This is a genomic window from Thermoleophilum album (assembly GCF_028867705.1).
Classification (GTDB): domain Bacteria; phylum Actinomycetota; class Thermoleophilia; order Solirubrobacterales; family Thermoleophilaceae; genus Thermoleophilum.
In genome coordinates this window covers 1668864-1691856 of sequence record NZ_CP066171.1, presented here as the reverse complement: position 1 = coordinate 1691856, position 22993 = coordinate 1668864, and the positions used below count along the sequence as shown (strand labels likewise).

The following is a 22993-nucleotide window of genomic DNA, read 5'->3' as shown; positions in this document are numbered from 1 at the left end:
GCGGCGTGGAAGGCGGCGCTCAAGACAAGAGCGCGCTGACGCCAGCGCGCCGGCGGATCGCGATCACCGGTGTCGGCGCGGTGACGCCGCTCGGCGTCGGTGCTCGCACCTTGCACGAGCGCTGGCTCGCCGGTGTCAGCGGGATCGTCGACGGGGTCGCTCGCTGCAGCGAGTTCGATCCGCGCGAGCACCTGTCGGTGAAAGAGGCCCGGCGTGCTGACCGTTTCACACAGCTCGCGATCGTCGCTTGCGACGAGGCGATCGCCGACGCTCGTCTCGAGCCCGGCGAGAGCTATCCCGAGGAGCGCATCGCCTGCATCCTCGGCACCGGGATCGGCGGTATCTGCACGATCGAGGAGCAGCACGTGGTGCTCCTCGAGCGCGGCCCTGAGCGCGTCTCGCCGCTTTCGGTTCCGCTTCTGATGGCCAACGCTGCCGCCGGCGTGCTGTCGATGCGCCACCGTTTGCGCGGCCCGTCTTTCGCCGTCGCGTCGGCCTGTGCCACCGGCGCGCACGCGATCGCGACAGCGGCACGGCTGATCGCCTACGGCGACGCCGACGCGGTCGTGGTGGGCGGCAGCGAGGCGGCGCTCAGCGCCCTTGCGACCGCCGCTTTCGCAGCGATGGAGGCGACTTCGCCGAGCGGCGTCTCGCGGCCGTTCGATCGCCGGCGCGACGGCTTCGTGCTCGGCGAAGGGGCCGGCGTGTTGGTGCTCGAGGACGCCGAGCGCGCGGAGGCGCGCGGGGCGCGCGTGCTTGGCTACCTCCGTGGTTGCGGCATGACCTCGGACGCCCACCACATCACCGCGCCCGAGCCTGGCGGCGGCGGTGCGGCACGGGCGATGGAGGCAGCGCTGCGCGATGCCGGCGTGACGCGCGAGGAGATCGTCTACATCAACGCCCACGGCACGTCGACGCCGCTCAACGACCGCGCCGAGACCGAGGCGATCAAGGCCGTTTTCGGCGAACATGCCTACCGCGTGCCGGTCAGCTCGCTGAAGTCGGCGGTCGGGCATCTGCTCGGCGCGGCGGGCGCTGTGGAAGCGATCGCCTGTCTACTCGCGCTGCGCGACCGCGTCGCGCCGCCGACCTTGAACTACGAGGAGCCCGACGACGGACTCGACCTCGACTACGTGCCGCGCGAACCGAAACCGCTGTCGGTGCCGGAGGGCAAGCCGGCGATCGGTATCTCCAACTCCTTCGGCTTCGGCGGTCAGAACGCCGTCGTCTGCATCGAGGCAGCGGCGTGAACGAAAAGGCACCCGAGAGCACTTCCTACCCGGCACCTGGGCTGCTGGCGGGCAAGCGGCTCGTGATCACAGGTGTGGTTACGCGCCAAAGCATCGCCTTCGCCGTCGCCGAGCGCGCGCAGCGCGACGGGGCCGAGATTGTGCTCACCAGCTTCGGGCGTGCCCGCCGCCTCACCGAACGTGCGGCGCGGCGGCTGCCGAGCCCGCCGCCGGTGCTGGAGTTCGACGCCTCGCGTCCCGACGACTACCCTCGACTCGCCGCCGCTGTCGGGGATGCGCTCGGCAGCGTCGACGGGGTGCTGCATGCGATCGCTTTCGCGCCCGAGGACGCGCTCGGCGGTTCGTTCCTAGGTACGCCCGCGCCGTCGGCCGAACTCGCCTTCCGCGTCAGCGCCTGGTCGCTGGCGGGGATGGCAGCTGCTTTGCGCCCCGTGCTGGCGCGGCCAGCCTCGCTCGTGGCGCTCGACTTCGACGCCTCTGTCGCCTGGCCGGTGTACGACTGGATGGGCGTTGCCAAGGCCGCGCTCGAGTCGACGGCGCGCTACCTCGCGCGCTACCTGGGGCCCGACGGGGTGCGCGTGAATCTCGTCTCTGCGGGCCCTATCCGCACCGTCGCGGCGAGCGGCATCCCCGGTTTCTCGTCGCTCGCCGAGATGTGGGGCAGACAAGCGCCGCTCGGCTGGGACGTCGGTGACGCCGGGCCGGTCGCCGACACCGTGCGCTTCCTGCTCTCCGACCTCGCGCGCGCGATCAGCGGCGAGATCATCCACGTCGATGGCGGCTACCACGCGATGGGTGCACCGCTCGGCGATCTCGCGACCGCCGGCGCGGGCGCGGGAGGCGGTGGCGCTGGGGCCGGCGCCGACACCGACGGCGGTGACGCTGGTGCCGCGAGCGACGAGAGCGGCGAAGTCGGCAGCGCCTGACCACCATGTTGCTTGCGGTCGACGTCGGCAACACGCAGACGCACCTCGGCCTCTACGACGGCGACGAGCTCGTCGACCACTGGCGCTTCGCGACGGTGCGCGCGGCCACGGCCGACGAGCTCGCGACGGTGGTCGTCGACCTGATCGGTCTACGTGGGCTCGAGCTCGACGCCATCGACGCCGCGATCGTCTCGTCGGTCGTACCCACGCTCGCGGCCGAGTACGAGCAGCTGATCGCGCGCTACCTGGGCGGCGCGGGAGCGCTCGTTGGTCCCCAACTGCGCACAGGCATGCCGATCCGCATCGACAACCCCCACGAGCTCGGCGCCGACCGGCTCGCCAACGCCGTCGCCGCCTACGACCGCTGCGGCGGTGCCTGTATCGCCGTCGACTTCGGCACGGCGATCAACTACGACGTCGTCTCGTCCAGCGGCGAGTACCTGGGTGGCGTGATCGCTCCCGGCATCGAGGTGTCGCTCGAAGCACTCAGCCAGCGGGCGGCACGCCTGCCGAAGGTCGATCTGGCGGTGCCGAAGCGGGCGATCGGCAAAAACACGCGTGAAGCGATCCAGGTGGGCGTCGTTTTCGGCTACGCCGGCTCGGTGGATGCGATCGTGGCACGGCTGCGCGAAGAGCTCGGCGAGGAGGCCACGGCGATAGCGACCGGCGGGTTCGCGCACCTGATCGCGCCGAGCTGCGAGCAGCTCGACGAAGTCGACGAGCTGCTAACGCTCGACGGACTGCGCCTGATCTGGGAGCGCAACGCCGAGTAGGCGCTGCGCGGCGAGCGCTGCTCCCTATCCTCCCGCCCGTGGCGACGCTTCTCGCACCGCTGATCGACGCCGAGGCCGCGGTCCTCAAGGCGCTGCACAGCGTCGGCCTCGGATGGGGCCTTGCGATCGTGGGGCTGACGGTGCTCGTGCGCCTGACGCTGCTCCCGATCGTCGCGCGCCAGGTGCGCGCGCAGCGCGAGTTGCGCCGCCACCTGCCCGAGCTCGCGCGCCTGCGCGAGCGCCACCGCGACGACCGCGAGCGGCTGCAGCGCGAGCTGCTCGACTACTACCGCCGGCACGGGATCAACCCGCTCGCGAGCCTGGCCCCGACGCTGCTGCAGATTCCGGTGTTCATCTCTCTCTACTTCCTGATGCGCGAAGAGGTGCGCGACGGTCTCTTCGCCCACGCCGGTTTCCTCTTCATCCCCGATCTCGGTGCCCGCGCGCACGGCACCGTTCTTCTGGTGTTGGTCGCGACCTACGCGGTCGCGCAGCTGGCGTCGAGCGCGGTCGCGGCGACGGCGCTCGACGGCGGCCAGAGGGGCTTCGTGATGGCGCTGCCGCTGCTCTTCGCCGGGGTCGTAGCGCGCGTCCCGGCGGGGCTCGCGGTTTACTGGATCACGTCCGCCCTCTGGTCGTTCGGCCAACAGCTGACCGTTCGACGGCTGCTCGGACGCGAACCAGCGACCGCGCTCTCCGGCGCGCCGACGTCGAGCGGCAGCGCCGGCGTGCCGACGAGCGGCGCCGGCGGAAGTGCCGCAACCAGCACGCGCAAGCCGCCGCCGCGCACGGGCAAGCGCAAGCGCCGTCGTCGCGCCGCTTGAGGGGCGCCGCCGTGGCTTTGCGCAGCAGCGAGAACAACCCCTTCGCACGCAGCTGGCGGCTCGGTTCGCTCGAGCTGCCCAACCGGCTGGTGCTCGCGCCGCTGGCGGGGATCGGGAAATGGTTCGTGCGCCTGCAAGCCAAGCGTTTCGGCGCCGGCTTCGTGGTGTCCGAAATGGTCTCGAGCCACGGGATCGTGCGCGGAAACGAACGTACGCTGCGCGAGTTTTTGCGCATTCACCCCGACGAGCACCCGCTGGCGATCCAGCTTTTCGGCGACGACCCGGCGGTGATGCGCGAGGCGGCGGCCGTGGTGGCCCAAGCCGGGGCCGACGCCATCGACATCAACATGGGCTGCCCGGTGCGCAAGGTGTGTCGCGCCGGGGCCGGCGCGGCGCTGCTCGAAGACCACGACCGGGCCGTCGCGATCGCGCGCGCGGCTGTCGAAGGGTCGGGCCTGCCCGTCACCTGCAAGGTGCGCTCGGGTCTCGTGCCGGGCGATCGCTCGGGCGTCGATCTCGCCCGCCGGCTCGCCGCCGAGTCCGGTGTGGCTGGAATCGGCTTCCACCCGCGCCACGCCTCCCAGCAGCACAAGGGTCAGCCTGACTACGCGCTGGCGGCAGCGCTGTGCGCCGAGCTCGACGTGCCGGTGGTGCTCTCGGGCGGCCTCCACGACGAGGAGCGCATACTGCGTGCCTGGCGCGAGGTCGGTGCCGACGCGGTGATGCTCGCGCGCGGCGCGCTCGGCAACCCGTGGCTGTTCGCCCGGCTGCTCGGTCGCTACACGGGCGAGCCGAGCGTCGACGAGGTGCTCGACGAGCTCGAGTACGTGATCGCCGGGGCGTGCGAACACCTGGGGCGCGAACGCGCCGACCACTATCTGCGCAAGTTCTATCCCTGGTACGCCGAGCGCTTGCGGGGGCAAGTGCCGAAGCCGGAACGCACGCGGCTGTGCGAAGCACCGACCGTAGAGGGCGCGCTGGCGGTAGTTGCCGAGCTGCGTAGGCGCTTCGGCGGCGGCACCAAGCAAGCGGTCAGCTCCGCAGCGGTGCGCGCTGCCTAGCGTGTGCGCTGTCGCTGCACGCGTCGAGCGGCGCTCGACCCGGGCAGGAAAGCTCATCCGAACGCCGAAATGGCGCTGCTACACTGCTGCGTCCCTTCGGCCGGGCCGAAGGGTTTTCTACGTGCCCGGCCGGGGTGGCTACGCGCTGGCCGGGGGTGATCGCAGCCCCATGGGGCCGCTTGGAGGAACCGCTATGCCGAGGGAACTCGTTCTAACCAAGAAGGGACTCGAGGAGCTCAAGGCCAAGATCGAGCACCTGCAGACGCAGCGACGCCGCGAGGTCGCGCAGCGCATCAAGGAAGCGCGCGAGTTCGGCGACATCTCCGAAAACTCCGAGTACGACGACGCCAAGAACGAGCAGGCGATGCTCGAGAAGCAGATCGCCGAGCTCGAGGAGAAGCTCCGCAACGCGCGCGTCATCGACGAGGACGAAATCTCCACCGACGTAGTGAGCGTCGGCTGCACCGTCCACGTCAAGGATCAGAAAACCGGCAAGTCGCAGAAGCTGCATATCGTCGGCTCGGCCGAGGCCGACCCGTCGCAGAACAAGATCTCGAACGAATCGCCGGTCGGGAAGGCGCTGATCGGCCACAAGCGCGGCGACGTCGTGCAAGTGCAGGTGCCGCGCGGGCCGGCGCGGGAGCTCAAGATCACGAAGATCGAGGTCTGACGGCGCACAAGCCGCCGGACCCGTACGCTCTCGGCGTGACCGACGGCGAAGAGCGCCAAACAGCGGCTGGTGCGAGCGACAGTGCGGGGAGCGCCGCCACCTCGCCGGACGAGGTAGCCGCCGAGCGGCGCAGCCAGGCCGAGCTCGACCGCCGCAACAAGCTCGCACGCTTGCGGGCGGCGGGGATCGACCCCTTCCCGCACTCCTACCCGACCCCCACACCCGCCGCCGAGATCGCTCAGCGTCACACCGACCTCGCGCCCGGTGGGGAAGACGAGAGCGTCCGCTACCGCGTCGCGGGCCGCCTTGCCGCCCGTCGCGGCCACGGCGGCGCCGCCTTCCTCGACATCGTCGATCGCAGCGGCAAGATCCAGGTTTTGGCGCGGCGCGACCGTCTCGGCGAGGGCTCGTTCGAAACGCTCGTGGGGCTCGATCTCGGCGACCTCGTCGGGGTCGAGGGGCACGTGGTGCGCACGCGTCGGGGCGAGCTCAGCATCGCCGCACACGATTGGCGCTTGCTGGCCAAGTCGCTGCGGCCGCCGCCCGAGAAGTACCACGGCCTCGAGGATGTCGAGCTGCGCTACCGCCACCGCGAGCTCGACCTGATCGCCAACGCCGAAACGCGCGAACTGTTCATCACGCGCTCGCGGATCGTGCGCGCCGTTCGCCGCTGGCTCGACGAGCGCGGCTTCATCGAGGTCGAGACCCCCGTTTTGCAGCCGATCTACGGCGGGGCTCACGCGCGCCCGTTCGTCACCCACTACAACGCTCTCGACCGCGACTTCTACCTGCGCATCGCCACCGAGCTGTACCTGAAGCGCCTGATCGTCGGAGGGCTCGAGCGCGTTTACGAGCTCGGCAAGGACTTCCGCAACGAGGGGCTGTCGCACAAGCACAACCCCGAGTTCACGATGCTCGAGTGGTACGAGGCGTACGCCGACTACCGCGACATCGCCGCCGAGCTCGAGGAGCTGGTGCGCTACGTGGCGGCCGAGATCGGCTACGCGGGGCCGCTGCGCTTCGACCGGCCGTGGCGACGCGTGACGCTGCGCGAGGCGATCGCCGAGCGCACCGGTCTCGACGTGCTCGCGCTGCGCGACCGCGACGCGCTGCTAGCGGCGGCACGTGCCCGCGGGATCGAGCTCGAGCCGGCCGCGACCTGGGCGCAGCTGGTCGACGACCTCCTCTCCAAGCACGTCGAGCCGCACCTCGAGCAGCCGACGTTCATCTTCGACTACCCCAAGGAGCTGTCGCCGTTCGCCAAAGACCACCGCTCGCAGCCGGGGCTCGTGGAACGGTTCGAGTGCTTCGCGGGCGGTATCGAGTTCGCTAACGCCTTCACCGAGCTCAACGATCCCGACGAGCAGCGCCGCCGTTTCGAGGCGCAGGCACGCGAGCGGGCGGCCGGTGACGACGAGGCGCAGCCGTGGGACGAGGACTTCTTGCGCGCGCTCGAGCACGGGATGCCGCCGACCGGAGGCATCGGCGTCGGCATCGATCGGCTAGTGATGCTGCTGACGGGGCGCCGCGCGATCCGCGAGGTGGTTCTGTTCCCCGCGATGCGTCCGCGCGGTTGAGGGCCGTCAGGTACCCGTTCGGAGCCCGACCGGCCCGTTGGTAGACTGGCCCCAGGCGTCGGATCTGGAACCCGGACCGCTCACCACGGAGGCGGTACCTGCCGATATCCGGAGTGAGGGTCTGGGCACTAGCCGACCCATGAAAGCGAGACAAGGGAAGAGGCGTAGCTCCCGTGTTTGAGCGCTTCACCGAAAGGGCACGGCAGGTCGTGGTCCTCGCCCAGGAGGAGGCGCGGATCCTGAAGCACAACTACATCGGCACCGAGCACATCCTGCTCGGGCTGCTGCGGGAGGAGGAAGGACTCGCGGCCCGCGTGCTCGAGTCGCTCGACATCACCGTCGAGCGGGTGCGTGCGCAGGTGGTGCGGATTGTCGGCTCGGGCGAAGAGGTCCAGTCCGGCCAGATTCCGTTCACCCCGCGCGCCAAGAAAGTGCTCGAACTGGCGCTGCGCGAAGCGCTGTCGCTCGGCCACAACTACATCGGCACCGAGCACATCCTGCTCGGCCTCGTGCGCGAGAACGAGGGTGTCGCGGCGCGCATCCTGCTCGATTTCGACGCCGACGCCGAAAAGATCCGCAACGAGGTGATCCGCATGCTGTCGGGTCCAGGCGGACGCCAGGCGCGCGGGCAGAGCGCCCAGTCGGCCGAAGCCAAGAAGAGCTCGAAGCTGCTCGACCAGTTCGGCCGCAACCTCACCAAGATGGCGGCCGAGGGCAAGCTCGACCCCGTCGTCGGGCGCGAGCGCGAGATCGAGCGGATCATGCAGATCCTCTCCCGCCGCACCAAGAACAACCCGGTGCTGGTGGGCGAGCCGGGCGTCGGCAAGACCGCTGTCGTCGAAGGTCTGGCCCAGCGCATCGTCTCTGGCCAGGTGCCCGAGATTCTGCGCAACAAGCAGATCTACACGCTCGACCTGGCAGCGCTCGTGGCCGGCTCGAAGTACCGCGGCGAGTTCGAGGAGCGCCTCAAGAAGGTGATGAAGGAGATCACCCAGCGGGGCGACATCATCCTCTTCATCGACGAGCTTCACAACCTCGTCGGCGCCGGTGCCGCCGAGGGTGCGATCGACGCCGCGTCGATCCTGAAGCCGGCGCTCGCCCGCGGCGAGCTGCAGACGATCGGAGCGACGACGCTCGACGAGTACCGCAAGTATCTCGAGCGCGACTCGGCGCTGGAGCGCCGCTTCCAGCAGATCCGCGTCGAGCAGCCCTCCGTCGATGAGACGGTTCAGATCCTCAAGGGCTTGCGCGACCGCTACGAGCAGCACCACCGCGTGAAGATCACCGACGAGGCGCTGCAAGCCGCCGCCGAGCTCGCCGACCGCTACATCTCCGACCGCTTCCTGCCCGACAAGGCGATCGACCTGATCGACGAGGCCGCTTCGCGTGCCCGCATCAAGGCGATGACCTCGCCGCCCGTCTACCGCGAGCTCGAGGAGGAGATCGAGAAGACGCGGCGCGAGAAGGAAGCAGCGATCGAGGCGCAGGAGTTCGAGAAGGCCGCGAACCTGCGCGACAAGGAGCGCCAGCTGACGCAGAAGAAGCGCGAGCTGGAAGAGAAGTGGCGCTCGGGCGAAGAGGGCGAGCGGCCCGAGATCGGCGAGGAAGAGATCGCCGACATCGTCTCGATGTGGACGGGCATCCCCGTCTTCAAGCTGACCGAGGCCGAGGCGCAGAAGCTGATGCGCATGGAGGACGAGCTCCACAAGCGCGTGATCGGCCAGCACGCCGCAATCGAGGCGGTGTCGAAGGCGATCCGCCGCTCGCGCGCCGGTCTCAAGGACCCGAAGCGCCCGACCGGGTCGTTCATCTTCCTCGGCCCGTCCGGTGTCGGCAAGACCGAGCTGGCGCGCACGCTCGCCGAGTTCCTCTTCGGCGACGAGGACGCGATGGTGCGCATCGACATGTCCGAGTACATGGAGAAGCACGCTGTCTCGCGCCTCGTGGGATCGCCGCCGGGCTACGTTGGCTACGACGAGGGCGGGCAGCTGACCGAGGCGGTGCGGCGCAAGCCCTACAGCGTGCTGCTCCTCGACGAGATCGAGAAGGCGCACCCTGACGTCTTCAACATCCTGCTGCAGATCCTGGAAGACGGTCGCCTCACCGACGCCCAGGGGCGCACGGTCGACTTCCGCAACACGATCGTGATCATGACCTCGAACATCGGGGCGTCCGAGATCTCAAAGAACACAAGTCTCGGTTTCACGATCCAGGACGAGACCGGCATGTCCTACGAGGACATGAAGACCCGGATCATGGGCGAGCTCAAGAAGGTCTTCCGCCCCGAGCTGCTCAACCGCATCGACGAGGTCATCGTCTTCCACAAGCTCACGAAGGACGAGATCAAGCAGATCGTCGAGCTCTTGCTCAAGCGCATCCGCGAGACGCTCGCCGAGCGCGAGTTGTCGCTCAACCTCACCGAGGAGGCGCGCGAGTTCCTCGTCGAGAAGGGTTGGGACCCGGCGATGGGTGCGCGGCCGCTGCGGCGCGCCATCCAGCGCTACATCGAGGACCCGCTGGCCGACGAGGTGCTGTCGCAGAACATGCCGCCGGGCTCGACGGTGATCGTCGATCGCGCCCCCGACGAGGAGGGCGGCGAGGTCAAGATCACGATCCAGAAGCCCGAGCGCAAGCGCGAGCCGGTCGGTGTCGGAGCCAAGGCGGCCGGCGAGCAGGGTGCCGGCGAGGGCGGCGAGCCGGCAGCGGGGGCGGATGCGCCGCCGCTGCCCGAACTGCCGGAGGCAGAGGGCGAGTCGCCGACGGCCGACGAGGCCGACACGGCCGCGCCCGAGCACGAGTAGCGCAACGTCCGCGCCGGCCGTTACGGTCGGCGCGATGGCAGCGCAAACGCTCCACGTCTGTGCGCGCTGCGGCTTCGAGAGCCGGCGCTGGCACGGTCGCTGCCCCGGTTGCGGCAGCTGGAACACGCTCGTCGAGCAGCGCGCACCGACCGAGCGCTCGGGCGGCGGCAGCGCGACAGGGAGGGCGCGTCCCCTCGTGCCGCGGCGCCTGGCCGATATCGCGGCCGACAGCGGAGCGCGCATCGCCACCGGGATCGGCGAGCTCGACCGTGTCCTCGGCGGCGGTTTCGTGCCCGGGTCGCTGGTCCTGATCGGCGGCGAACCAGGGGTCGGCAAGTCGACACTGACGACGATGGCCGCAGCGGCGCTCGCCGCCGCCGGCGAGCGCGTGCTCTACGTCTCGGGAGAGGAGTCGGCCGGCCAGGTGCGCCTGCGAGCCGAGCGCCTCGGTCGTGCGGCGCTCGAGGTGCCGGTGGTCTGCGAAACCGACGTCGGTGCGATCTGCGCGACGATCGAGCGCGAACGACCGGCGCTCTGCGTGGTCGACTCGGTGCAGGTGCTGCGCGACCCCGAGCTCGCTAGCGCTCCGGGGTCGGTGGCCCAGGTGCGCGAGACAGCGGCGCGACTGCTCGAAGCAGCGAAGCGTCTGCGCGTCTGTGTTCTGCTCGTCGGGCACGTCACCAAGGACGGCGCGATAGCCGGTCCGCGCACGCTCGAGCATCTCGTCGATTGCGTGCTCGCGTTCGAGGGCGAGCGCGAGCGCGGCCTTCGCGTGCTGCGCGCGTTCAAGAACCGTTTCGGCGCTACAGGCGAGGCTGGGCTGTTCGAGATGGCCGACGACGGCCTCGCCGAGGTCGGCGACGCCTCCGCGCGTCTCGTCGGCTCCGGACCGCCGCCGCCCGGCTCGGTAGTGCTCTCGGCGCTCGAGGGCTCCAGGCCGCTCTTGTGCGAGGTGCAAGCGCTGGTCGTGCCCTCTGAGGCGGTTCCGCCGCGCCGGGTGAGCGCCGGCGTCGACCGCAACCGTCTGGCGCTAGTCCTCGCCGTGCTGCAGCGTTTCGCCGGGCTGCGGCTCGGTAGCGCCGACGTTTTCGTCTCGATAGCCGGCGGTCTGCGTGTCGACGAACCGGGCGGCGACCTCGCGGTCGCGCTGGCGGTGGCGTCGGCGGCACGGGGCGTGCCGCTCGGCGACCGCGAGCGCCGCGTGGTGGCGTTCGGCGAGGTCGGGCTCGGCGGCGAGCTGCGGCCGGTGGCGCGCGCCGAGCGCCGGCACGCCGAAGCTGCGCGGTTCGGGCTCGCGCCCGTGATCGCCCCGGGCGGCGAGACGCCGACGTTGCGCGCCGCCCTTCAGCGTGCCTTCTCGCTGGCTGCGCAGCGGGGTGGCGTCGCCGGCAGCGTGCGCAGCGCGATGTCCGAGATCCAAGGCAGCGCCCCGGCCGAGCAAGCAGCCTGAACGGCAGCCTGCGCTGCTGAGCTGTCGCCGGGCGGCGGATAGTCGGTGACGGTGACGACCAGCCCGGTCGCGCGCAGCCGTCTGACCGTCCCGAGCGCCCGTGCGCGCTCGCTTGCCGCGGTGGGCGCGTAGGCGCGGCGCTCGAAGTCGTAGCGCCAGCTCACGTCTTCGCGGTTCCAGGCGTCGAGCCAGCGCAGCAGATGGCGGCGCGTGAAACCGTCGGCGTTCTGCGCGGCGAGCAGCTTCCCGCGCCGCCGCACCAGGCGCGCAATGTCGGCGACCAGCTGGCGCATCGGGCGTGCCAGGCGCGGATAGCTCTCGACGACGTCGACGTTGTCGAGAAAGAGCCCGTCGAAACCACGCGCCAAAAGCCGCGGTGCGACCGCGCCGACGAGCAACTTGCGGTAACCGCTTCGCGCCACGTCGGCGTAACGCTCGGGCCACCCCGGAACCGGTGCAAGCGCGTAGCGGCGGGCGCGCTTCGTCCAGAAGCGATCGGGCTCGACCGTTCCGACCGACAGGTAGCCGAGCACCAGCGCGCCGCGCCGGCGCAGGTAGCGCAGAGCTGCGGCGGGCGTGTCCTCGCCATCGACGACCACAAGATCGTAAGCAGCGAGCCGGCGTGCGAGCGCGCGTCTTCGCAGGTCGACCCCCAAAGCGAGCGCGAACGTGCGTGCCGAGTGCAGCTTCGTGAGCCTCTCCTTGCGGGCACCGGTGGCGGCGGCGCCTGCCCCCGCAGCCGCGGAAGCCGCCACCAAGGCGAAGACCAGAGCCGCACCGGCGGCTAGCAGTGCGCGGCGTCGCGGCACCGTCGTTGATTTGCTCGTCGTGGTTCGTGGGACTGCATCGTCGCACCGTCTCCCGTATCATCGAGCACTATGGCGCAAGCCGGGGATGGTGGGAGTGGTCTTGACTCTCGACAAGAGCCCCGGTTGGTAAGGGCCCTCGAGATGGTGGCGCCGGGCACGGCGCTGCGCGAGGGACTCGACAACATCGTTCGCGCCCGCACCGGTGCGCTGATCTGTATCGGCGAGCAGGAAGAGCTCGCGTTTCTGCTCTCGGGCGGGGTGAAGATCGACGTCGACTACACCCCCCAGCTTCTCTACCAGCTCGCGAAGATGGACGGGGCGATCGTGCTCTCGCCCAACGCCAGCAAGATCGTATGGGCGAACGTCCAGCTCATGCCCGACCCCACGATCACCTCGCTAGAAACGGGCACCCGCCACCGCACCGCCGAACGTGTATCGAAACAGACGAGCGCGCTCGTGATCGCGATCTCGCAGACGCGCAACGTCGTGTCGCTCTACATCGACGGCAGCAAGTACATCCTCGAGGACATCCCGGTCGTGCTGGCCAAGGCCAACCAGGCGCTCGCCACGCTCGACAAGTACCGCTCGCGCCTCGACCAGGTGTCGACACGGCTCACGGCGCTCGAGTTCGAGGGCGGCGCGACGCTCCACGACGTCCTCACCGTTCTCCAGCGCTCCGAGCTCGTGACGCGCATGGCGATGGAGATCGAGCGCTACATCGTCGAGCTCGGGGCCGAGGGCCGCTTGATCGAGATGCAGCTCGAGGAGACGATGGTGGGTGTGGCGTCGGAACGGGCTGCGCTCGTCAAGGACTACATCGTCGACCCCGACGAGGAGAACTACGCGCGTGTGCTCGAGACGCTCGCCCGCCTCTCGCACCAGGACTTGCTCGACTTCGGCCAGCTCGCGGAACTCCTCGGCTATGACCGCAAGGTCAACACGATCGATCAGCCGGTATCGCCGCGCGGCTACCGCATCCTCGAACGGATCCCGCGCCTGCCGCGGATCGTCGTGCAACGCATCGTCGAGGAGTTCCGCGGACTGGACGAGATCATTGCGGCATCGGACGAGGATCTCGAGGCTGTGGAAGGCGTGGGCGACCTGCGCGCCAAGGAGATTCGCGAGGGCCTGCGCCGCCTCCAGGAGATCAACCTCGTCGACCGCTACTTGCAAACGTAGGTCAACCGCTGGCGCCCGTGGGCGCCGGCTCCGCTCTAGGAGGGACGATCAGCGAGACCATGGAGCGCGACGCGAAAACCAAGAGTGACGAGACCGTTGTGGATTGCCAGTTCGAGGTCGGCGACAACGTCGTCTATCCGCACCACGGCGCCGGCCGGGTCGTGCGCAAGGAGATCAAGGAGGTGCTCGGCACCAAGCGCGAGTACCTGACGATCAAGATCCTCCACAACGACATGACGGTGATGGTGCCGACCGAGAACGCCGGTCGTGCCGGTTTGCGCCGGGTGATCAGCGACGAAGAGGTGCAGCGCGTGCTGTCCGTGCTGCGCGAGGACGTCAGCCAGATGCCGAAAAACTGGAACCGGCGCTTTAAGTACAACCGCGAGAAGATCAAGACCGGCGACGTCTTCGAGCTCGCCGAGGTGGTGCGCAACCTCGGCATCCGCGAGATCGAGAAGGGTCTCTCGACCGGCGAGAAGCAGATGTACACGCGCGCCAAGAAAATCCTTGCCTCCGAGCTCATGTATGCGCTCGACATGGAGGAGGAGGAAGCCGAGGCGCACCTCGAGCAGGTGATCCGCGAAGCCCACGCCGAACGCACGGGCGCTGCCGCGACCGCCTAGCGCGGCGCGCGTGGCTGCCATAGCCGGCGTTATCGCGGCCGCCGGCCGCGGCGAGCGCCTCGGGAGCGAGCTGCCCAAGGCGCTCGTCGAGCTGGCCGGGCGGCCGCTCGTGTCGTGGGCGGCCGCGGCGCTAGTGCCCGTGTGCGACGTGCTCGTCGTGGTGGTGCCACCCGAGGTGGGCGCTGAACCGTTCCGCGCCGCGCTCGCCGGTAGCGGTGTGCCGCTACGACTGGTAGCCGGCGGCGAGGAGCGGGCGCTGTCGGTGCGCGCCGGGTTCGCGGCGGCCGGCGACGCGGAGGCGGTCGTCGTCCACGACGCCGCGCGTCCCTTCGCGACGCCACTGCTCGCGCGCGCCTGTCTCGACGCGCTCGCCGACGCCGATGCGGCGATCGCCGCGACGCCGCTCGTCGACACCGTCAAGGAGTCGAGCGACGGGCGCTACGTCGAGCGCACGCTCGACCGCTCGCGCCTTTGGGCGGTGCAGACGCCGCAGGCGTTTCGCGCCGACGCGCTGCGGGCGGCACTCGCTCTCCCCGACGCGGTCGTCCGCGCGGCGACCGACGAGGCCGCCCTCGTCGAGCGTTGCGGTGGACGAGTACGCCTCGTGCCCGCCAGCCCGCGCAACTTCAAGATCACCGTGCGCGACGATCTCGAGCTGGCGGCGGCGCTTGCCGGCGTCGCTGCGAGCGGTTCGCGAGAATGAGCGGCCGGTGCTGACCGACTACCACCTGCATCTACGCCCCGACGACGAGCGGGCGCGAGCACGCGACCACTTCACGGCCGAAAACGCCCAGCGCTACCGCGAGGCAGCGACCGCCGCCGGCATAGGGGAGCTCGGCGTCTCCGAGCACGTCCACCGTTTTCACCAGTCGCTCGTGGTTTGGGACCACCCGTGGTACCGGTACTGGGCGGCCGACGATCTCGACGAGTACTGCGCCTTCGTGCGCGAAGAGACCGACCTCAAGCTCGGTATCGAACTCGACTATCTGCCCGGTCGCGAGGAACGGATCGCCGAACTGGTTGCGGCACACGACTTCGACTACGTGGTCGGCTCGGTTCACTTCGTCGACGACACCATCGTCGACCTGCTCGGCGACGCGCGCTGGCGTGACCACGACGCGTGGCGACGCTACGACCCCGACACGGTTTGGCGGCGCTACTTCGAGCTTCTCGGGCAGGCGGCGCGCAGCGGCCTTTTCGACATCCTCGCCCATCCCGATCTCGTCAAGGTGCAAGGACGTTCCGGGCCGTGGCCCGAACGCGATCCGCGCTTCTATTGGGAGGTCGCGCTCGAGGCAATCGCCGAAAGCGACGTGGCTATCGAGTTCTCGACCGCCGGTTGGCGCAAACCGATCGGCGAGCCGTACCCCGATGCGGCCTTCCTGCGCGAGTGCGTGGCGCTCGGCCGCCCGATCGCGCTCTCCTCCGACGCTCACCGTCCCGACCAGGTCGGCTTCCGCTACGAAGAAGCGGTCGAGCTTTTGCGCGACGCGGGGGTCGAGCGCATCGCTGTCTTCGAGCGGCGCGCGCGCCGGCTCGAACCACTGCCGTGAGCGCCACCCCACGCTGCGGAATCGGCTACGACGCGCACCGCTTGGTGGCGGGGCGCCGCCTCGTGCTCGGCGGTGTCGAGATCGCCGATGCCGAGCTCGGGTTGCTTGGCCACTCGGACGCCGACGCGCTCGCTCATGCCGTCATCGACGCGCTGTTGGGGGCGGCAGGGCTTGGCGACATCGGCGAGCGCTACCCCGACGACGACGAGCGCTTCCGCGGCGCCGACTCGATCGCGCTCTTGCGCGACACAGTCGCAGCGGTGCGCGCCGCCGGTTTCGTGCCTGTAAACGTCGACGCCACCGTCGTCTGCGAAGCGCCGCGTCTCGCGCCCTACCGTGACGAGATGCGCGCACGCCTGGCGCAAGTGCTCGGTGTTTCACTCGACCGCGTCAACGTTAAGTTCACGCGCGGCGAGGGCATGGGGTTCGTCGGCCGCGGGGAGGGCGTCGCCGCGCTCGCGGTCGCGACTGTCGCGCCGGCGAGCTAGCGGCGGTGGCCAGCGATCGGCGGTGCCGGGAGTGTGCGAGGAGCGACAAGAGGCGACTCGAGAGGGGGGACGATGAGCGACGGAGGGGCGGGTCGAGAGCACCGCGCCAGCGCGGATCCAGGGGGCGCGCAGAGCGGCACGGGCGAGGAGCTCGCGTTCGCTGGCGTGCGCGGCGTGTTGGCGGCGCTGTCGCGGCGCGAGCTGTCGGCACGGGAACTCGTCGCGACGCTGCTGGCGCGGATCGAGCGCATCGACGGCGAGCTCGGCGCTTTTCGCTGCGTCTTCGCTGAACGCGCGCTAGCGGAAGCAGAGCAGGCCGATGCCCGCCGCGCCGCCGGTGACGAGCGCCCGCTGCTCGGCCTTCCGGTCGCGATCAAGGACGACCAGGACGTGGCTGGCGAGCTGACGACGCGCGGAACGCTCGCCGTGACGAGACCGGCCGCTCGCGACAGCGAGCTCGTTCGGCGCTTGCGCGCCGCCGGCGCGGTCGTCGTCGGCAAGACCAACGTTCCCGAGCTCACCGCGATCGGGGCGACGGAGTCGCTCGGCTTCGGGGTGACGCGTAACCCTTGGGAGCGCGAACGCACGCCTGGCGGATCGTCGGGCGGGAGTGCCGCGGCGGTCGCTGCCGGCCTCGTGCCCGCCGCGACGGCGTCGGACGGGGCGGGATCGATCCGCATCCCCGCCGCCTGCTGTCACCTCGTCGGTTTGAAGCCTGCGCGCGGTTTGGTGCCGACAGCCCCGGCCGAGAACCCTTGGAACGGGCTGATCGTCTACGGCTTCCTGACTCGCACAGTAGCGGACACGGCGCTGTTGCTCGACGCGGTCGCCGACCGCTCTCCCGATGGTTCTGGGCGCGCGTGGTCGGAAGCTGTCGCCGAGCGCCCCCCTCGGTTGCGGATCGCGGTCTCGACGCGCCCGCAGCTGCCAGCGCTGGTCGACGCGTCGGTGCGCGACGCGGTCGAACGGATCGCCGGCGAGCTGCGGCGGCTCGGGCACACCGTCGAGCGCGCTGCCCCTCCCTACGGGCTTTTGGCGCTGCCCGCGATCGCCCGCTACCTGCGCGGCATCGCCGACGACGCGGCAGCGCTCGACCTGCCCGCGCGCCTGCAGCGGCGAACGCGCGGCTTCGTGCGTCTCGGCCGCGCGGTGCCCGACCGGGTGCTCGATCGCGCCCTCGCGCACGCAGCTGCCAGTCGCGAACGCTTCGACGAGTTTTTCTCGCGCTACGACCTGCTCGTTACCCCGACGGTCGCGCGACCTCCGGTCGCAGCGACGGAGTGGGAGGGTACGGGTGCGCTGCGCACGCTCTTCGCGATGGGCCAGGTCTACCCGTTCACTATCGCCTGGAACCATCTCGACCTGCCGGCGCTCGCGCTGCCGGCGGGGATCGCCGGCGACGGGCTGCCACGCTCGGTGCAGCTCGTCGCCCCGCGCGGCGCGGAGTCGCTTCTGATGCGCGTCGGGGCCGAGATCGAGGCGGCGCTCGGGCTCGCCGATCCGCCCCGCCCGCCGCTGGCCGAGGACGGCGTCGCAGCCCCGGTGCGCGCGGCGCGCGGCTAGGCCGCCCGAGTAGCGCGCGTCGCCTGCGCACGTACACTGCCGGCGTGCGCGAGGTCGCGATCCACGACACGCTATCCGGCAGCGTCCGGCGGCTCGAGCCGCGCGAGCCACCGAGGGTCGGTATCTACGCCTGCGGACCGACGGTCTACGACCGCATCCACGTCGGTAACGCGCGCCCCTACGTGGTCTTCTCGCTCCTCAAGCGCTTCCTGACGCGCTTGGGCTACGACGTGCGGCTGGTGATCAACATCACCGACATCAACGACAAGATCTACGAGGCGGCGCGGCGCGCCGGTGTGGCGAGCACCGAGCTCGCCACCGAGATGACGCGCCACTACATCGCCGACACCGACCGCCTCGGTCTCGGCCGACCCGACGCCGAGCCGCGCGCGAGCGAGACGATCAATCACATCGTCGCCCTGATCGATGAGCTAGTGCGCCAGGGCCATGCCTATGTAGTCGACGGCGACGTTTACTTCCGCGTGCGCAGCTTCGCCGACTACGGCAAGCTGTCGAACCGTTCGCTGGAGGAGATGGAGCAGGGCGAGGGCGACGACGCTGCCCGCCGCAAGGAGGCTCCCCAGGACTTCGCGCTCTGGAAGGCGCGCAAGCCCGACGAGGACACTTGGTGGCCGTCGCCGTGGGGCGAGGGGCGGCCAGGGTGGCACATCGAGTGCTCGGCGATGGCCGAGGCGCTTTTGGGCCTTGAGTTTGAAATTCACGGCGGTGGTTCGGACCTCATCTTTCCGCACCACGAGAACGAGATCGCGCAAACGGAGGCCGCTCGGCACCGGCCGCTCGCGCGCATCTGGATGCACAACGGCATGGTCGAGCTCGGCGACGAGAAGATGGCCAAATCGGTCGGCAACATCCGCCGGCTGCACGAGGTGCTCGACCGTTTCGGTCGCGAGGCGCTGCTCATGTACTTCGTCGGGGGCCACTACCGCCAGCCGTTGCGCTTCTCGGAGGAGCTGCTTGCCGAAGCGCAACGTGCTGCCGAACGTGTGCGCGAGCTGGGGCGCCGACTCGATCCCGACGGTCCCGAGCTGCCTGGCGCCGACGCGCTGGTCGAGCGTTTCGATGCGGCGCTCGCCCACGACTTCAATACGCCGAAGGCGCGCGCCGTCGTGTTCGAGTGGGTCGGCGAGCTCAACCGCAGGCTCGATGCGGGCGAGCGCCTCGGTCCCGGTCGGCTGCGCGATTTGCTGTGGGTTTTCGGACTCGACTCGCTGTTGGCCGGCGACACAGCGGTGACCGCCGACGGCGAGGCGCAGGCGCTCCTTGAGGAGCGCGAGCGGGCGCGGCGGGAGCGCGATTTCGCCCGCGCCGACGCGTTGCGCGCGCGCCTGCGCGAGCTTGGTTGGGAAGTGCGTGACACGCCGACGGGGCCACAGCTCGTCCGCCGGTAGCCGACGGGGCCAGGACGCGTCGGCCCGCGGCCGACTGGACCACACCGGGCTGGCCGGTAGTGGTGGCTGGAGTGGGGTGGGTGAGATCGTCGCTGGCCGCAACCCCGTCCGCGAGCTGCTGCGTGCCGGCCGGCGAGGTGTGCGCGAGGTGCTCGCGACCGCCCGGGTCGCCAGCGAGGAGTGGTTGCTCGCCGCCGCGCTGCCGGTGCGGAGTGTCGAGCGCTCGCAGCTCGACGAGCTCGCCGGCGTGGAGCATCAGGGGGTGGTCGCGCTCGCCGATCCTTACCCGTACGTCGACGCCGACGAGTTGCTCGCCGAGCGCGACGCGCTCGTGCTGGCGCTGGACGAGGTGCAGGATCCGCACAACTTCGGGTCGGTGTGCAGGATCGCCGACGCTGTCGGCGCCAGCGGGGTGGTGATCTGCGAGCGGCGGGCGGTTGGCGTCACGGCGGCCGTCTGTCGTGCGTCAGCGGGGGCGGTGGAACACGTGCGCGTGGCCCGTGTCAAGACGCTCCCGCGCTGGCTCGAGCGCGCGAAGGAGGCAGGCGCCTGGGTCTACCTCGCCGATGTCGAGGGAGACCCTTGGCACCGCTACGACTACAGCGGTCGCGTCGTGCTCGTGTTCGGGTCGGAGGGTCGGGGCGCAAGACGCACCGTGCGCGCGGTGAGCGACGCTGTGGTCGCGCTCGAACAGCGCGGTCGAGTGGGTTCGCTCAACGTCGCTGCCGCTGCCGCTGCGCTCGCCTACGGCGTCAGCGCGCTGCGGCAAGGAATTTTGCAACCGAAAGGCTGCTCTTGACATTTCTGTTGCGATACCGATAACTTGCTTGAGGCTGAACCTAAGGTTCAGTCTAGAAACGACAGTCGGCTTAGTCCGGCGCCGAGGGGAGGTAGGCGCCACGGAGCTTCGGGGCTTCTGCCCGGAAAGGAGCTTGCGATGGCAACCACCTCTGCTGCCTCCCCACGTATCGAGACCGTTAGCGACGAGCCGGCCGCAGAAGCGGCAGCGCTTAGTCGAGCAGTCACGGAACCGGCGGCGACGAGCGTGGCCGCGCGCGCGAAGGCGGCGCCGGAGCACGCTTCCAGCAAGTCGCCAGAGCTCGCGCGCGCCAAGAACGGTACGCGATCTAACTCTCAACCTGAGGTTGATGATGAGTATCTGGTGGCGCTGGCGAAGCGCGGTCGGCGCGACGCTGTAGAAGCCCTGGTGCGCCGCTACCACGGCTTCGTGCGCGTCAAGGCTTCGTCCTACTTCCTCGTCGGTGGCGACGCCGACGATCTCGTTCAGGAAGGGCTTGTCGGTCTCTACAAAGCGATTCGCGACTACCGCTGGGACCGCGAATCGAGCTTCCGCAACTTCGCCGAGCTCTGCATCACCCGTCAGATCATCACCGCGGTGAAAACGTCGACCCGCCACAAGCACACACCGCTGAACGAATACGTGTCGTTCTCGCAGACACCGGCGGCGGCCGCCGACAGCGACCAGACGCTGGACGAGGTTCTCGCCGGCACGATCGACCGCGACCCCGCCGCCGAGGTAATCCGCCAAGAGGAGTTCAACAGCCTCCTCGAGTGCCTCACGACGCGTCTCTCCGAGCTAGAGAGCCGGGTGCTATCCCTGTACCTCGACGGTCACTCCTACGAGGCGATCGCCGGGCGCCTGGGTTGCGACGCCAAAGCGGTCGACAACGCCCTGCAGCGCGTCAAGCGCAAGGTCGGCACGCACCTCGCGGCGCGCGATGCCGACCCGCTCGCGGCGCGTGGCCGCAACGCGGGTGCTCCGGGCCTAGCGGCAGTCGCAACCAAGGGTGCGCGGCGCAAGCCCGCCAAGGCACGCGCGGCGAGCGCACAGCGCCGCGCCGCGGGCGTCGAGCTCGCCGAAGCAGCGTAGGATCGCCCCGGCGGCGGCGCTGTCGCTGCGGGGGCGTGTGCCCCTTGCGCAGGCCGCTCGTAGGCGCGCCGCGCCGGCGGTGCATCGCTTCCGTGCCGCTACGCTGAACTGACACCACAACGCCCGCCTAGCTCAATTGGTAGAGCGCTGCACTTGTAATGCAGGGGTTCCCGGTTCGAGTCCGGGGGCGGGCTTGAGCCGCGCAGTGGGAAGCGGCGACGGGTCACCGCACTGCGACTGCGCGTAACCGCGCGCGCGGCGGCGGGTAGCGCTCTAGTGGATGAGCGCAGAGAGCGGTGGGGTGCGCGAACTCGACGGCGCTGACGCGTCGCGCACGTTCGCCGTCCCGACAGAGAGCAGCAAGATCGCAGCGCCGACCGAGGCGGCAGACCACGCGCGCGACCCGTCGACCCCGACAGCGACCCCGGTAGTCGCATCCTCTCCCCGCACCGATCGCGCGGATCGCTCTGCCCGCGGCGAGCGGCCGGGGCCTGCGGGTCGCCCCAACCCCTCCGACCGCGCGCTCGAGCGCTTCCACGACCTCACCCGACGTCGCGGCGTGAACCGGGTCGTCTACTGGCTGACACGCATCGTCCTGCAGCCGCTCATCCACGCTTACTTCCGGCTCGAGCGCATCGGCCATGAGCACATCCCCGACGGGCCCGTGATCCTCGCCAGCAACCACCGTAGTTTTCTCGACCCGTTCGTGATCGGTTGCTGTTTGCGCCGGCCGATCTACTTCGTGGCCAAGCGCGAGCTGTTCGAGCGCCGTTTCTGGGGGCGCTATCTCAACTGGCTTGGCGCGTTCCCAGTTCGCCGCGGCGAGTCCGATGAAGAGGCGATGGCGACGGCGCTGACGCTGCTCGAGCGCGGCGAGGCGGTCGTCATCTTCCCCGAAGGCACGCGCATCCGCCACGGCTCGCTCGGCCGCCCGCGGCGCGGCGTCGGGCGCTTGGCGCTCGAATCCGGCGCGCCAGTGATTCCGATCGCGGTCTCCGGCACCGAGCGCGCACGCCGCGGCCTGATCATCCGGCCGGTCAAAGTGCGCGTCCGGTGCGGCGCCCCGCTGCGCTTCCCGCGCGTCGACCGACCGTCGCCGTCGCTGGCCGAGGCGGTGTTGGAAAGGGTGTGGCCGCACGTACAGGTGCAGTGGGAGTGGCTCGGCGGCGACCCGCCCTTGCGACGCGCGGTGTGCGTCGGCGAGGGAGCTACCTGCGATGCGCTTGCTGCGGCTCTCGAGCGTGCTGGTGTCGCCGTCACGCGCGTGGCGGCGCCCGCGGCCGACGACCGCCGGCACGGCAGGGGAGCGGAGAGCGACGGGTTCGCACAGTCCGATCGCTGCGCACAGCCCGATCGGTGCGCACAGCCCGACCTCGTCGTCCTCGCCGTCGGTGCCGACGAGCTGCCGAGCGCGGTGGCGCGCATACGGCCGCTGATCGGCGAGCGCACCGCTGTGCTGGTAGCGGCGAGCGGCCTAGTCGGACCGACGGGCGCTACCCCGGCTGCGTACGTCGCCGAGCAGCTGCGCTCAGGTTCGGTTGTCGCTATCGGCGGAGCAGCTCTCGCTGACGACGAGCTGGACGTCGCGGCGATCGCTCGCGGCGAGGGGTGCGCGGTGGTCGCTGCGACCGACCCCGCTGCCCGCGCGCGCGTCGCGCAGGCGCTGCGCGCGGGCGGGCTCGGTGTCGACGAGACCACTGACGTGATCGGCCTCGAGCTCGCTGTCTGCGCGCAAAGCGCTGCCGCTGCCGCCGCCGAGGCTGCTGCAAGCGAGAGCGTCACGCTCGCCGGTGTGGCGGTGGGCAGGGTGTTCGAGGAGGTCGAACACCTCGCCCGGCGTCTCGGGGCGCGCCCCAGCACGCTGCTCGGTCCGGCTGGGGCTGGACAGGTCGTGAGCGCGGTGCTGGCGCGGCTCGAGCGGCGCGGCACCGCTCCGCCGAAGCCGCGACGGGTACGGACCTCGGTGCACGAGGCGCGCAGATTGGTGGCGTTGCTCGAACAGCGGATGCGCGAAGCGGGGGTCGACGCTCCCTTCATCCGCTCGCTGCGCGCCCATCTCGAGGGTCGGCTCGACCACCAGCGCTGGCTCGAGCGCGTCCGGCGTCCGCGGCCGACTCAGCGTCCGGCGTGACGCACCTGCCTCTAG

20 protein-coding genes and 1 tRNA gene are annotated in these 22993 nt (G+C 70.4%); 20 read left to right on the top strand and 1 reads right to left on the bottom strand.

The window, feature by feature from the left end; all coding sequences use genetic code 11:
* Positions 1-5: 5 nt before the first annotated feature.
* From JDY09_RS07810 to radA, 9 genes are all read left to right on the top strand, one after another.
* Positions 6-1250 carry a beta-ketoacyl-[acyl-carrier-protein] synthase family protein gene (locus tag JDY09_RS07810; RefSeq protein WP_274716370.1) on the top strand — a complete coding sequence of 415 codons (1245 nt, stop codon included), beginning with the start codon at positions 6-8 and terminating at the stop codon, positions 1248-1250.
* On the top strand, positions 1247-2176 hold the full coding sequence (gene fabI / locus JDY09_RS07805; RefSeq protein WP_274716369.1) for an enoyl-ACP reductase FabI: 930 nt from the start codon (positions 1247-1249) through the stop codon (positions 2174-2176). Before JDY09_RS07810 ends, fabI begins: the two co-directional genes overlap by 4 nt.
* A 5-nt stretch (positions 2177-2181) precedes the next feature.
* Entirely contained in the window at positions 2182-2949 is a 768-nt protein-coding gene (locus JDY09_RS07800) for a type III pantothenate kinase (RefSeq protein ID WP_274716368.1), read from the top strand.
* Between the two features lie 38 nt (positions 2950-2987).
* Positions 2988-3773, top strand: coding sequence for a YidC/Oxa1 family membrane protein insertase (locus JDY09_RS07795; protein ID WP_274716367.1), 786 nt, complete (start codon positions 2988-2990; stop codon positions 3771-3773).
* 11 nt (positions 3774-3784) lie between these two features.
* A complete protein-coding gene (locus JDY09_RS07790) occupies positions 3785-4834 on the top strand; it encodes a tRNA dihydrouridine synthase (protein WP_274716366.1) in 1050 nt (349 codons plus the stop codon).
* A gap of 193 nt (positions 4835-5027) precedes the next feature.
* Positions 5028-5504, top strand: coding sequence for a transcription elongation factor GreA (greA, locus tag JDY09_RS07785; protein WP_274716365.1), 477 nt, complete (start codon positions 5028-5030; stop codon positions 5502-5504).
* 35 nt (positions 5505-5539) lie between these two features.
* A complete protein-coding gene (gene lysS, locus JDY09_RS07780) occupies positions 5540-7081 on the top strand; it encodes a lysine--tRNA ligase (protein ID WP_274716364.1) in 1542 nt (513 codons plus the stop codon).
* A 173-nt stretch (positions 7082-7254) separates the two neighbouring features.
* Positions 7255-9882 (top strand): ATP-dependent Clp protease ATP-binding subunit, encoded by a 2628-nt coding sequence (locus JDY09_RS07775; protein ID WP_274716363.1) that lies wholly within the window; start codon positions 7255-7257, stop codon positions 9880-9882.
* A 34-nt stretch (positions 9883-9916) separates the two neighbouring features.
* Positions 9917-11332, top strand: coding sequence for a DNA repair protein RadA (gene radA / locus JDY09_RS07770; RefSeq protein ID WP_274716362.1), 1416 nt, complete (start codon positions 9917-9919; stop codon positions 11330-11332).
* Here radA and JDY09_RS07765 read toward each other — a convergent pair.
* Positions 11227-12141 carry an endo alpha-1,4 polygalactosaminidase gene (locus JDY09_RS07765; RefSeq protein ID WP_274716361.1) on the bottom strand — a complete coding sequence of 305 codons (915 nt, stop codon included), beginning with the start codon at positions 12139-12141 and terminating at the stop codon, positions 11227-11229. The two genes, radA and JDY09_RS07765, sit on opposite strands and share 106 nt — an antisense overlap.
* Positions 12142-12210: 69 nt before the next feature.
* Between JDY09_RS07765 and disA the strand changes: the two genes are divergently transcribed.
* The 11 genes from disA (at position 12211) to JDY09_RS07710 (ending at position 22978) form a co-directional block, all read left to right on the top strand.
* Positions 12211-13320, top strand: a complete 1110-nt coding sequence (gene disA, locus JDY09_RS07760; RefSeq protein ID WP_274716360.1) for a DNA integrity scanning diadenylate cyclase DisA — start codon at positions 12211-12213, stop codon at positions 13318-13320.
* Positions 13321-13379: 59 nt separating this feature from the next.
* On the top strand, positions 13380-13943 hold the full coding sequence (locus JDY09_RS07755) for a CarD family transcriptional regulator (protein ID WP_274716359.1): 564 nt from the start codon (positions 13380-13382) through the stop codon (positions 13941-13943).
* A 10-nt stretch (positions 13944-13953) separates the two neighbouring features.
* Positions 13954-14646 carry a 2-C-methyl-D-erythritol 4-phosphate cytidylyltransferase gene (gene ispD, locus JDY09_RS07750; RefSeq protein ID WP_274716358.1) on the top strand — a complete coding sequence of 231 codons (693 nt, stop codon included), beginning with the start codon at positions 13954-13956 and terminating at the stop codon, positions 14644-14646.
* A gap of 7 nt (positions 14647-14653) precedes the next feature.
* Complete coding sequence (locus JDY09_RS07745; protein WP_274716357.1) at positions 14654-15496, top strand: histidinol-phosphatase; 843 nt, start codon at positions 14654-14656, stop codon at positions 15494-15496.
* Positions 15493-15984, top strand: a complete 492-nt coding sequence (gene ispF, locus JDY09_RS07740; protein ID WP_274716356.1) for a 2-C-methyl-D-erythritol 2,4-cyclodiphosphate synthase — start codon at positions 15493-15495, stop codon at positions 15982-15984. Before JDY09_RS07745 ends, ispF begins: the two co-directional genes overlap by 4 nt.
* A 72-nt stretch (positions 15985-16056) precedes the next feature.
* Positions 16057-17547, top strand: a complete 1491-nt coding sequence (locus JDY09_RS07735; protein ID WP_274716355.1) for an amidase family protein — start codon at positions 16057-16059, stop codon at positions 17545-17547.
* A 44-nt stretch (positions 17548-17591) separates the two neighbouring features.
* Positions 17592-18956, top strand: coding sequence for a cysteine--tRNA ligase (gene cysS / locus JDY09_RS07730; RefSeq protein WP_274716354.1), 1365 nt, complete (start codon positions 17592-17594; stop codon positions 18954-18956).
* Between the two features lie 76 nt (positions 18957-19032).
* Positions 19033-19755, top strand: a complete 723-nt coding sequence (locus JDY09_RS07725; RefSeq protein WP_274716353.1) for a TrmH family RNA methyltransferase — start codon at positions 19033-19035, stop codon at positions 19753-19755.
* A gap of 138 nt (positions 19756-19893) precedes the next feature.
* Positions 19894-20847, top strand: a complete 954-nt coding sequence (gene sigH, locus JDY09_RS07720) for an RNA polymerase sporulation sigma factor SigH (RefSeq protein WP_274716352.1) — start codon at positions 19894-19896, stop codon at positions 20845-20847.
* Between the two features lie 121 nt (positions 20848-20968).
* A tRNA-Thr gene (locus JDY09_RS07715) sits at positions 20969-21041 on the top strand.
* An 86-nt stretch (positions 21042-21127) separates the two neighbouring features.
* On the top strand, positions 21128-22978 hold the full coding sequence (locus tag JDY09_RS07710; RefSeq protein WP_274716351.1) for a 1-acyl-sn-glycerol-3-phosphate acyltransferase: 1851 nt from the start codon (positions 21128-21130) through the stop codon (positions 22976-22978).
* Positions 22979-22993: the final 15 nt, after the last annotated feature.

Excerpts from the sequence above, each read along its gene's own strand:
- JDY09_RS07800 (WP_274716368.1), top strand. The coding sequence starts at position 2,182 with ATGTTGCTTGCGGTCGACGTCGGCAACACGCAGACGCACCTCGGCCTC.
- greA (WP_274716365.1), top strand. The coding sequence starts at position 5,028 with ATGCCGAGGGAACTCGTTCTAACCAAGAAGGGACTCGAGGAGCTCAAG.
- disA (WP_274716360.1), top strand. The coding sequence starts at position 12,211 with ATGGCGCAAGCCGGGGATGGTGGGAGTGGTCTTGACTCTCGACAAGAG.
- JDY09_RS07710 (WP_274716351.1), top strand. The coding sequence starts at position 21,128 with ATGAGCGCAGAGAGCGGTGGGGTGCGCGAACTCGACGGCGCTGACGCG.
- sigH (WP_274716352.1), top strand. The coding sequence starts at position 19,894 with ATGGCAACCACCTCTGCTGCCTCCCCACGTATCGAGACCGTTAGCGAC.
- radA (WP_274716362.1), top strand. The coding sequence starts at position 9,917 with ATGGCAGCGCAAACGCTCCACGTCTGTGCGCGCTGCGGCTTCGAGAGC.
- JDY09_RS07735 (WP_274716355.1), top strand. The coding sequence starts at position 16,057 with ATGAGCGACGGAGGGGCGGGTCGAGAGCACCGCGCCAGCGCGGATCCA.
- JDY09_RS07755 (WP_274716359.1), top strand. The coding sequence starts at position 13,380 with ATGGAGCGCGACGCGAAAACCAAGAGTGACGAGACCGTTGTGGATTGC.